This is a genomic window from Nocardioides sp. N13(2025) (genome assembly GCF_051912545.1).
Lineage (GTDB): Bacteria > Actinomycetota > Actinomycetes > Propionibacteriales > Nocardioidaceae > Nocardioides.
The window spans coordinates 1154113-1165433 of the sequence record NZ_CP196809.1 but is presented as its reverse complement, the minus strand read 5'-3'; the positions used below and the strand labels follow the sequence as shown (position 1 = coordinate 1165433).

6 protein-coding genes and 3 rRNA genes are annotated in these 11321 nt (G+C 63.9%); 4 read left to right on the top strand and 5 right to left on the bottom strand.

Annotated elements, in window-relative coordinates:
- Positions 1-45 precede the first annotated feature (45 nt).
- The 4 genes from ACS3YM_RS05625 to ACS3YM_RS05610 all read left to right on the top strand — a co-directional run bounded on the left by ACS3YM_RS05625 (position 46) and on the right by ACS3YM_RS05610 (position 3569).
- A complete protein-coding gene (locus ACS3YM_RS05625; protein ID WP_056599877.1) occupies positions 46-291 on the top strand; it encodes an acyl carrier protein in 246 nt (81 codons plus the stop codon).
- A gap of 91 nt (positions 292-382) precedes the next feature.
- Positions 383-1636: a beta-ketoacyl-[acyl-carrier-protein] synthase family protein gene (locus ACS3YM_RS05620; RefSeq protein ID WP_439939091.1), complete on the top strand. Its 1254-nt coding sequence runs from the start codon at positions 383-385 to the stop codon at positions 1634-1636.
- Positions 1633-3063 carry an acyl-CoA carboxylase subunit beta gene (locus tag ACS3YM_RS05615; protein ID WP_439939090.1) on the top strand — a complete coding sequence of 477 codons (1431 nt, stop codon included), beginning with the start codon at positions 1633-1635 and terminating at the stop codon, positions 3061-3063. Before ACS3YM_RS05620 ends, ACS3YM_RS05615 begins: the two co-directional genes overlap by 4 nt.
- 71 nt (positions 3064-3134) lie before the next feature.
- Complete coding sequence (locus ACS3YM_RS05610; RefSeq protein ID WP_439939089.1) at positions 3135-3569, top strand: hypothetical protein; 435 nt, start codon at positions 3135-3137, stop codon at positions 3567-3569.
- Positions 3570-3585: 16 nt separating this feature from the next.
- Here the strand turns inward: ACS3YM_RS05610 and ACS3YM_RS05605 are convergent, their stop codons facing one another.
- From ACS3YM_RS05605 to ACS3YM_RS05585, 5 genes are all read right to left on the bottom strand, one after another.
- Positions 3586-4224, bottom strand: a complete 639-nt coding sequence (locus ACS3YM_RS05605; RefSeq protein ID WP_439939088.1) for a DUF3145 domain-containing protein — start codon at positions 4222-4224, stop codon at positions 3586-3588.
- 70 nt (positions 4225-4294) lie between these two features.
- On the bottom strand, positions 4295-5302 hold the full coding sequence (locus ACS3YM_RS05600; RefSeq protein WP_439939087.1) for a hypothetical protein: 1008 nt from the start codon (positions 5300-5302) through the stop codon (positions 4295-4297).
- Between the two features lie 113 nt (positions 5303-5415).
- Positions 5416-5533, bottom strand: a 5S ribosomal RNA gene (gene rrf / locus ACS3YM_RS05595).
- A gap of 141 nt (positions 5534-5674) precedes the next feature.
- Positions 5675-8803: ribosomal RNA gene (locus tag ACS3YM_RS05590) — 23S ribosomal RNA — on the bottom strand.
- A gap of 529 nt (positions 8804-9332) precedes the next feature.
- A 16S ribosomal RNA gene (locus ACS3YM_RS05585) occupies positions 9333-10848 on the bottom strand.
- Together the 16S, 23S and 5S rRNA genes form the textbook arrangement of a ribosomal RNA operon.
- Between the last annotated feature and the right edge of the window lie 473 nt (positions 10849-11321).

Here is an 11321-nt window from a genome sequence, read left to right as displayed (position 1 = left end):
CACCCCGAACCGACCAGCTCCACCACAAGAAGAAGGGAAGGCCCCATGGCCACCACCGAAGAAATCCGTGCCGACCTCGCCGACATCGTCAACGAGGTGGCCGGCGTCGACGCCGACGACGTCCAGCTGGACAAGTCCTTCGTGGACGACCTCGACGTCGACTCGCTCTCCATGGTCGAGGTCGTCGTGGCCGCCGAGGAGAAGTTCGGCGTGACCATCCCGGACGACGAGGTCAAGAACCTCAAGACCGTCGGTGACGCCGTGGCGTTCATCGAGCGCTCGCAGGGCTGAGCCCTCTCCTGACTCGCGGGCGGCCCGGTCCAGCCGGCCGCCCGCGACCAGCACCTCTCCACCACACCCCGCAAGGAACGGAAACCATCTGATGCCCTCGACCCGCGTTGTCGTCACCGGCCTCGGCACCACCTCCCCCGTCGGTGGCGACGTCCCCACCACGTGGCAGGCGATGCTGGCCGGCACCTCCGGCATCAGGCGCCTCGACGACGAGTGGGTCGACTCGCTCCCGGTCAAGATCGGCGGCCGGGTGGCCGTCGAGCCCACCGAGGTCCTCGAGCGGGTCAAGGCCCGCCGCCTCGACCGGTCGAGCCAGTTCGCCATGATCGCCGCCGACCAGGCCTGGGCCGACGCCGGCCTCGAGGGCTCCGGCCTCGAGCCCGAGCGCCTCGCCGTCGCGCTGGCCTCCGGCATCGGCGGTGTGACCACCCTGCTCGCCAACTACGACACCCTCCTCGAGAAGGGCGCGCGCCGCGTGTCCCCCCTCGCGGTGCCGATGCTCATGCCCAACGCCCCGGCGGCCAACGTCAGCCTCAAGTACGGCGCCCGCGCGGCGGTCCACGCGCCCACCTCGGCGTGCGCGTCCGGCAACGAGGCCATCGCGATGGCCATCGACATGATCCGCCTCGGCCGCGCCGACGTGGTGATCGCCGGAGGCACCGAGGCCGCGATCCACCCGCTGCCGATGGCGGCGTTCGCCAACATGATGGCGCTGTCCAAGACCGGCAGCGAGGACGGCGGCGACCCGACCACGGTGTCGCGCCCCTGGGACACCGCGCGCGACGGCTTCGTCCTCGGGGAGGGCGGCGCCGTGCTCATCCTCGAGTCCGAGGAGCACGCCCGCGCCCGCGGCGCGACGATCTACGCCGAGGTGCTCGGCGCCGGCATCAGCAACGACGCCCACGACATCGCCCAGCCCGACCCCGAGGGTCGCGGCGGCACCCGCGCGATCCTGATGGCCCTGCGCGAGGGCGACGTCGACCCCGCGACCGTGGTCCACGTCAACGCCCACGCCACCTCGACCCCCAAGGGCGACATCGCCGAGGGCCTGATGCTGCACGCCGTGCTCGGCGAGCACGTCGACCGCTGCGTGGTCACCAGCACCAAGTCGATGACCGGCCACCTGCTCGGCGGGGCGGGAGCGCTCGAGGCGGTCGCGACCGTGATGGCGCTGCACGACCGGGTCAGCCCGCCGACGATCAACCTCGACGACAAGGACCCCGAGGTCGACCTCGACATCCCGACCTCGAAGCGCGAGCTTCCCGAGGGCGACATCGTGGCGCTCAACAACTCCTTCGGCTTCGGCGGCGCCAACGTCGCTGTGGCCTTCGGGAGCGTCAAGTGACCGCCACCGCCGCCAAGCCGGCCAAGCTGCCGCGCGAGGAGGACCCCCGCAACCCGGTCCACCGGCTCACCGCCCTGCTCGACGAGGGCACCCTCGAGCTGATCACCGCGGACGACGACTCGGGCATGCTCGCCGCGGTCGGTCGCGTCGACGGCACGTCGGTCGTCGCCTTCTGCTCGGACGCCACGGTCATGGGCGGCGCGATGGGCGACGTGGGCTGCCGCGTCGTCGTCGACGCCTACCACCGGGCGATCACCGACGGGGTCCCGATCATCGGCCTCTGGCACTCCGGCGGGGCCCGCCTGGCCGAGGGCGTGCTCTCCCTCCACGCCGTGGGTCGCATCTTCCACGTGATGACGCAGGCCTCCGGCGTGATCCCACAGATCTCGGTCGTGCTCGGCCCCGCCGCCGGTGGCGCGGCCTACGGCCCCGCCCTCACCGACGTCGTCATCCTCGGTCCCGAGGGTCGTATCTTCGTGACCGGCCCCGACGTGGTCCGCTCGGTCACCGGCGAGGACGTCGACATGCTGCGACTGGGCGGCCCCGAGCCGCACGGTCGCCGTTCCGGCGTCGTCCACATCCTCACCGAGTCCGAGCGCGAGGCTCTCGACCGGGCGCGCACGGTCGCCTCGCTCCTCGGCGCGCAGGGCAGCCTGGTCGCCGACTCCGTCGAGGACCGCGACCTCGGGGCGCTGCTCCCGGAGTCGAAGAAGCGTGCCTACGACGTGCACCCGCTCGTCGACGGCCTGCTCGACGAGGGCACCATGCAGGAGCTGCACGCTCGGTGGGCCCCCAACATCGTCACCGCGCTGGGCCGCTTCGGCGGCCGCACCGTCGGCGTCGTGGCCAACAACCCGCTGCGTCTCGGGGGCTGCCTCGACTCCCTCTCGGCGGAGAAGGCGTCCCGGTTCGTGCGCATGTGCGACGCCTTCGGCGTGCCGCTCGTCGTGCTCGTGGACGTGCCCGGCTACCTGCCTGGCGTCGGCCAGGAGTGGGACGGCGTCGTACGCCGTGGGGCCAAGCTGCTGCACGCCTTCGGCGAGTGCGTGGTGCCCCGGGTCACGCTGGTGACCCGCAAGACCTACGGCGGTGCCTACATCGCCATGAACGCCCGCTCGCTCGGCGCGACCCGGGTCTTCGCCTGGCCGGGCGCCGAGGTCGCCGTCATGGGCGCCGTGGCCGCGATCCGCGTCCTCCACCGCCGCAAGCTCGCGGAGGTCTCCCCCGAGATCCGCCCACAGGTCGAGGCCGAGCTCGCGGCCGAGCACGAGCGGATCGCCGGCGGTGTCGACAAGGCCGTCGAGATCGGCGTCGTCGACGAGGTCGTCGAGCCCACCCGCACCCGCTCGGCGATCGCGGAGGCCATGCGGCACGAGATCGACACGGTGGGCGTACGCCGCGGACGGCACGGCAACATCCCGCTCTGACGCGCGCGCAGCAGCGCGGCGTAACCCACGTCACACGGAGTCGTTGGACCTTCGAACCCCTCGGAGGTGTCATGTCGTCGACGCTGCTCGCCACCGCGGCCATCACCGCGGCCAGCCTGCTCCCCCTGCCCCTGCCCACGGAGCCCCCGAGCGGCCCCGCACCGGAGGCACAGCAGATCCAGGTCTCCGGCACGCTCGATGCCGCCGACGGGCGTCTGAAGCGGGGCTGCAAGGACTACCACTACGCCTACTCGGTCACCTCGGACTCGGAGGACTGGACCTTCGACATCACCATGCAGGACCGCACCGGCAAGGGCGTCAACGCGCAGTCGCTCATCGGGCCCAACGACCCGGAGTCCGGCGTGCTCCCCTTCCGGCTCTGCAGGTGGGCCACCAAGCCGGGGAGGTTCACCCTGACCGGGGCGCTCGTGGCCTACAAGGGCACGTCGCGCGAGACGTCGGTCCCGGTCACCGAGACCTTCCGGTTGCGCAAGCGCAACCGCTGACAGGACCCCTCCCCCGTCAGACCACCTGGTGGAGCCAACGGACCGGCGCGCCCTCGCCGGCGTGGCGGAAGGTCTCCAGCTCGTCATCCCACGGCTTGCCGAGGAGGTTGTCGATCTCGAGCAGCAACGTGGTGTCACCGAGCGCGGCCTTCACGACGGCAGCCTTGAGGCGGTCCTCCGGGATGAGGATGTCACCGTGCGGTCCGGTGATCGCGTGGAAGATCCCGAGGTCGGGGGTGCAGGAGAACCGCGTGCCCTCCGTGGAGCTGGTGGGCTCCTCGGTGATCTCGAAGCGGAGGTGGTTCCAGCCGCGCAGGGCGGAGGCCACCGCGGCGGCGGTGCCGGCTGTGCCGGTCCACGAGAGCTCGGCACGGTACGACCCCGGCTGGGCAGGCTGCGGCGTCCAGTCGAGCGAGACGGCAACTCCGAGGACTCCGCCCACGGCCCACTCGATGTGCGGGCAGAGTGCGGAGGGAGCTGAGTGCACGTAGAGAATGCCCCTCGTCCCCGGACCGTCCGGGCGGGAAGCAATGCGTGTGGTCACCGGGACCTCCTTGAGTTCCGACGCTCCAGATGCGCCTTCCCCAGCGGTCTGTCGTCGAAGCTCTCGAGATCTAGTGACACCTATGTGATTAGTGGCTCCATTGTGGCCCATGGGGCGCCCGAACGCCAGCGTGTCGCGCGTCGGAGCGTCTCGCGCCGGCTCCGGGGATCCAGCGGGCGCGTCAGGGCTGGCGGCGCTCGAGCTGGTCGGCGCGCTCCGCGGCGTCCGTGAGCTCCTCGGAGTCGATCGCGTGGGTGCGGTGGAACCACGCCAACGCGTCGGACTCCCGGCCCGCTGCCTCCAGGGTGTCTGCGTAGGCGTAGCGCAGACGCACCACCCACGACGAGCGGCTCTTGGACGTGAGAGGGGCGAGCTCGAGCGTGCGCAGGGCCGCGTCGAGCTGACCCATGTCGCGACGCGCACCGGCCTCGACCAGGGTCATCTCCGCCTTGGCCTCGGAGCTGAAGTTGGCCACCGACGGGCTCTTCGCCAGCTTGATCGCCTGCTCGGGGTTGCCGAGCGCACGGTGGCAGTCGGCCATGATCGGCAGGTAGTCCGTGGCGCCGTTCATGCGCTTGGCGGCACGCAGCTCCGACAGCGCCTCGGCGTAGTGACCGGCGGCATACGCAGCCTCCCCCGCGGCCTCGCGGACGACCGCGATGCGCGACGCCCGGGCGCGCGCGGCCAGGGCGTGCTGGTAGGCCAGCTCGGGGTTCTCGTCGATGAACATCCCGGCGGCTGCCAGGTGGCGGGCCACCCGGGCTGCCAGCTTCTCGGGCAGGCCCTTCAGCTGCGCCCGGACACCACGGTCGAGCTCGGCGCCGGTGACGTTCTCCGGGAGGTCCGGGCCGTCGTAGGCCGCCTGGTCGGCGGTGCGGGGCTTCTCCTCCGAGCGACCCCGGAACGCACGCTGCTGCGAGCCGGACGAACGACCGTCGCCGCTCTTGCCCTGGTAACCGCCGCGGGACGACCCACCCTTGCCGCGCGGCTGCTCGTCGCGGCCCCGACCACGGGAGTCACCACCCGACGAGCGGCCGGAGCCGCTCCGGGAGTCACCACGGGAGTCACTGCCACGCGAGCTCGACGATGCGCCTCGCGACGAGGCACCGCCACGCCCGCCGGCGGAGCCACCTCGTCCGGCACCGGAGCCACCTCGCGACGGACGCTGTCCTCGACGGTCCTCGGCCACAGCCGCACTTCCCTTCTCACTGCTTCGTCCCCGCTCCCGGGGCAACCGTACTCACACTTGCCATGAAATGGCGCAGAGGCCACCAGTTACCTGGTGGCCTCTGCCAAATGTATGTCCGGCGGCGTCCTACTCTCCCACAACCTCTCGGTTGCAGTACCATCGGCGCTGAAAGGCTTAACTTCCGGGTTCGGTATGGGACCGGGTGTTTCCCGTTTCGCTATGGCCGCCGTAACTCTTTCAACCTCATCAAACTCCACCACCGCCCACGTGTTGGGTGTGGGGGTTCGGGTTTGTTGGTTGGGAACTGCCTAGTGGACGCGAACAACAGTGTGTGTGTTCGTTGGTTTGCGCGTGTGTGGTCTTGTACGTGGTTGGGACAAGCCCTCGGCCTATTAGTACCGGTCGGCTGGGCATTGCTGCTGTACACCTCCGGCCTATCAACCCCATGTTCTGTGGGGGGCCTTACCCCATTATTGGGTGGGAAACCTCATCTTGAAACGTGCTTCCCGCTTAGATGCATTCAGCGGTTATCACTTCCGAACGTAGCCAACCAGCCGTGCTCCTGGCGGAACAACTGGCACACCAGAGGTTCGTCCATCCCGGTCCTCTCGTACTAGGGACAGCCTTTCTCAAGTTTCCTGCGCGCGCGGCGGATAGGGACCGAACTGTCTCACGACGTTCTAAACCCAGCTCGCGTGCCGCTTTAATGGGCGAACAGCCCAACCCTTGGGACCTACTCCAGCCCCAGGATGCGACGAGCCGACATCGAGGTGCCAAACCATCCCGTCGATATGGACTCTTGGGGAAGATCAGCCTGTTATCCCCGGGGTACCTTTTATCCGTTGAGTGACCACGCTTCCACATGCCGTGGCCAGATCACTAGTTCCGACTTTCGTCCCTGCTCGACATGTCTGTCTCACAGTCAAGCTCCCTTGTGCACTTACACTCGCCACCTGATTGCCAACCAGGCTGAGGGAACCTTTGAGCGCCTCCGTTACATTTTAGGAGGCAACCGCCCCAGTTAAACTACCCATCAGGCACTGTCCCTGATCCGGATAACGGACCTAGGTTAGACATCTAGTACGACCAGAGTGGTATTTCAACGTTGACTCCACCCCAACTGGCGTCGAGGTTTCACAGTCTCCCACCTATCCTACACAAGCCGTACCAAACACCAATACCAAACTATAGTAAAGGTCCCGGGGTCTTTCCGTCCTGCCGCGCGTAACGAGCATCTTTACTCGTAGTGCAATTTCGCCGAGTCCATGGTTGAGACAGTGGGAAAGTCGTTACTCCATTCGTGCAGGTCGGAACTTACCCGACAAGGAATTTCGCTACCTTAGGATGGTTATAGTTACCACCGCCGTTTACTGGGGCTTAAATTCTCAGCTTCGGCCCAAAGGCCTAACCGGTCCTCTTAACCTTCCAGCACCGGGCAGGAGTCAGTCCGTATACATCGTCTTACAACTTCGCACGGACCTGTGTTTTTAGTAAACAGTCGCTTTCCCCTGGTCTCTGCGGCCCTTCACGCTTCCCCCAGCAAGTGGGTTCACGATCCGGGCCCCCCTTCTCCCGAAGTTACGGGGGCATTTTGCCGAGTTCCTTAACCATGGTTTTCTCGATCGCCTTAGTATTCTCTACTTGATCACCTGAGTCGGTTTGGGGTACGGGCGGCTCGTTGCTCGCTAGAGGTTTTTCTCGACAGCATAGGATCACCCACTTCACCATTAAGGCTCCGCGTCACGTCTCAGACTCCACACTGAAGTGGATGGTGCGGATTTGCCTACACCACGTCCTACACGCTTGCCCACAGACAACCATCGCTGTGGCTGGGCTACCTTCCTGTGTCACCCCATCGCTTGACTACTACCAGCTCGGGTCCCACGCTCCGCCCACCAGCCTCGCCCCGAAGGGTCCGGTCCGATGAGTTTCGGGTGGTTAGCATCACCAGGTTCGTCATGGGCGCAACTTCGCCGGTACGGGAATATCAACCCGTTGTCCATCGACTACGCCTGTCGGCCTCGCCTTAGGTCCCGACTTACCCAGGGCAGATTAGCTTGACCCTGGAACCCTTGATCATTCGGCGCACGGGTTTCTCACCCGTGATTCGCTACTCATGCCTGCATTCTCACTCGTGTGGCCTCCACACCTGGATCACTCCGGCGCTTCACTGCCCACACGACGCTCCCCTACCCATCCAGCGCACTGAACACCCATCAAGTGGATGCTGATGTATTCGCTGAATGCCATAGCTTCGGCGGATGACTTGAGCCCCGCTACATTGTCGGCGCGGAATCACTTGACCAGTGAGCTATTACGCACTCTTTCAAGGGTGGCTGCTTCCAAGCCAACCTCCTGGTTGTCAATGCGACTCCACATCCTTTTCCACTTAGTCACCGCTTAGGGGCCTTAGCTGATGGTCTGGGCTGTTTCCCTCTCGACTACGGAGCTTATCCCCCGCAGTCTCACTGCTGCGCTCTCACTTACCGGCATTCGGAGTTTGGCTAACGTCAGTAACCTTGTAGGGCCCATTAGCTATCCAGTGCTCTACCTCCGGCAAGAAACACGCAACGCTGCACCTAAATGCATTTCGGGGAGAACCAGCTATCACGAAGTTTGATTGGCCTTTCACCCCTATCCACAGGTCATCCCCTCAGTTTTCAACCTAAGTGGGTTCGGTCCTCCACGTCGTCTTACCGACGCTTCAACCTGCCCATGGATAGATCACTTCGCTTCGGGTCTTGAGCGCGCTACTGAATCGCCCTATTAGGACTCGCTTTCGCTACGGCTTCCCCACACGGGTTAACCTCGCAACACACCGCAAACTCGCAGGCTCATTCTTCAAAAGGCACGCCGTCACCCCACCACAAGGGCAAAGCTCCGACGGATTGTAGGCACACGGTTTCAGGTACTATTTCACTCCCCGCCAGGGGTACTTTTCACCTTTCCCTCACGGTACTTGTCCGCTATCGGTCATCAAGGAGTATTTAGGCTTAACGGGTGGTCCCGCCAGATTCACACGGAATTTCAGGGGTTCCGTGTTACTTGGGAACACGCTCCAGAGCCAGCGCTTTACGTCTACGGGCCTATCACCCTCTACGGTACGGCTTTCCAACCGACTTCGACTTCCACACTGGTTTCTTACTCTGTACTGAACCGGCAGATTCAATTGAACGGTCCCACAACCCCCCAGATGCAACCCCTGCCGGGTATCACACATCTGAGGTTTGGCCTCATCCGATTTCGCTCGCCACTACTCTCGGAATCACTGTTGTTTTCTCTTCCTGTCGGTACTGAGATGTTTCACTTCCCGACGTTCCCTCCACACACCCTATGTGTTCAGGTGCAGGTAACACGACATGACTCGTGCTGGGTTTCCCCATTCGGACACCCCCGGATCACAGCTTGGTTGCCAACTCCCCAGGGCTTATCGCAGGCTCCAACGTCCTTCATCGGCTCTTGATGCCAAGGCATCCACCATGTGCCCTTCATAGCTTGTCTCAACAACGTCAAAACAACACACGCTGCACACACCCCACCAAGGAGGCGCGAAACAAGACCAAAGAACACCCGACCCACCCCCAATCAAAGGATGAGCCGGTCAGCTTTCCGACACCACCCACCCCCAGGAAAAGGGGCAAACAGGCAGCGCCGAAAACACAATTACACACTCGCAACACACCCGAACCAGCCAAGCCGGCCAACCGGGCGCATCACGAAGATGCTCGCGTCCACTATGCAGATCTCAAACAACAACCCCACCAACACCCTCAACCACCCACAGGCGGCCTCGAGCAAAGGGAGGAACAGAAGCCCAACCACACAGATCGCTCTGCACGGCTGATCCCTCAGGACCCAACAGTGTGCCTGACCCTGCCCCCGCCACCTCCAACGAGATGCACGGGACCCAGGTGAACCAGCAACCCCCACCCCCACAGGGACGAGAGGAGCTGACGTCGACGATTCCACTAGTGAGACACCACCATGCGCCACCAGACATTCGCCAGTGGTCGGGGTGTGTGCTCCTTAGAAAGGAGGTGATCCAGCCGCACCTTCCGGTACGGCTACCTTGTTACGACTTCGTCCCAATCGCCAGCCCCACCTTCGACGGCTCCCTCCACAAGGGTTGGGCCACCGGCTTCGGGTGTTGCCGACTTTCGTGACGTGACGGGCGGTGTGTACAAGGCCCGGGAACGTATTCACCGCAGCGTTGCTGATCTGCGATTACTAGCGACTCCGACTTCATGGGGTCGAGTTGCAGACCCCAATCCGAACTGAGACCGGCTTTTTGGGATTCGCTCCCCCTTACGGGATCGCAGCCCTTTGTACCGGCCATTGTAGCATGCGTGAAGCCCTGGACATAAGGGGCATGATGACTTGACGTCATCCCCACCTTCCTCCGAGTTGACCCCGGCAGTCTCCTATGAGTCCCCACCATTACGTGCTGGCAACATAGAACGAGGGTTGCGCTCGTTGCGGGACTTAACCCAACATCTCACGACACGAGCTGACGACAGCCATGCACCACCTGTACACCCCCAAAAGAAGCCCCATCTCTGGAGCGGCAGGGTGTATGTCAAACCCAGGTAAGGTTCTTCGCGTTGCATCGAATTAATCCGCATGCTCCGCCGCTTGTGCGGGCCCCCGTCAATTCCTTTGAGTTTTAGCCTTGCGGCCGTACTCCCCAGGCGGGGCGCTTAATGCGTTAGCTGCGGCACGGAACCCGTGGAATGGATCCCACACCTAGCGCCCAACGTTTACGGTGTGGACTACCAGGGTATCTAATCCTGTTCGCTCCCCACACTTTCGCTCCTCAGCGTCAGGTCATGCCCAGAGAACCGCCTTCGCCACCGGTGTTCCTCCTGATATCTGCGCATTTCACCGCTACACCAGGAATTCCGTTCTCCCCTGCATACCTCTAGTCTGCCCGTATCGAAAGCAAGCCAGGTGTTAAGCACCTGGTTTTCACTCCCGACGCGACAAACCGCCTACGAGCCCTTTACGCCCAATAATTCCGGACAACGCTCGCACCCTACGTATTACCGCGGCTGCTGGCACGTAGTTGGCCGGTGCTTCTTTAGTGGGTACCGTCACTTGCGCTTCGTCCCCACCGAAAGAGGTTTACAACCCGAAGGCCGTCATCCCTCACGCGGCGTTGCTGGATCAGGCTTCCGCCCATTGTCCAATATTCCCCACTGCTGCCTCCCGTAGGAGTCTGGGCCGTGTCTCAGTCCCAGTGTGACCGGTCACCCTCTCAGGCCGGCTACCCGTCGAAGCCATGGTGAGCCATTACCTCACCATCAAGCTGATAGGCCGCGAGCACATCCCTGGCCGAAAAACTTTCCACCACCATCCCATGCGAGAAGTGGTCGTATCCGGTATTAATCACCGTTTCCGGTGGCTATCCCAAAGCCAGGGGCAGATTACTCACGTGTTACTCACCCGTTCGCCGCTCGAGTACCACCGAAGTGGCCTTTCCGCTCGACTTGCATGTGTTAAGCACGCCGCCAGCGTTCGTCCTGAGCCAGGATCAAACTCTCCATCGAAAAACATGAACCACCCACACCAAAAGGCACGAGCAGCCACTATCAATAAGAGCCACATCCCCTGACTGAACAAAACTGACATGTTGTCAGAATCATTGTCAAAGAAACCGCGACACCACGCTTCACACGAAGCTCCACATGATGCCAACGGGGCATAACAAACTAATTCGTCGACTAATCAAACACACTGTTGAGTTCTCAAGTATCAGACGCACCCACATCGCGATCCGGTGAGGATCTCGGTTGCGTGGGGCAACTGGTCAAACGTAGCGAGTGACTTTCAGACGTTGCAAATCCTCGCCTGTGTCACTCTGACCCGGTGGTGTCACCGTGACCGATGACCGCTTCGGGTTGTCCTGCCCGGGGCCGGGAACCCGACCTGACCGGTCTTGTTCCCCGCCGCTCCCTAGCGACAAAGAGAACATTATGCGGATGGCTGGGATCGCGCAAATCGAGACGGTGTGACCGCGAGC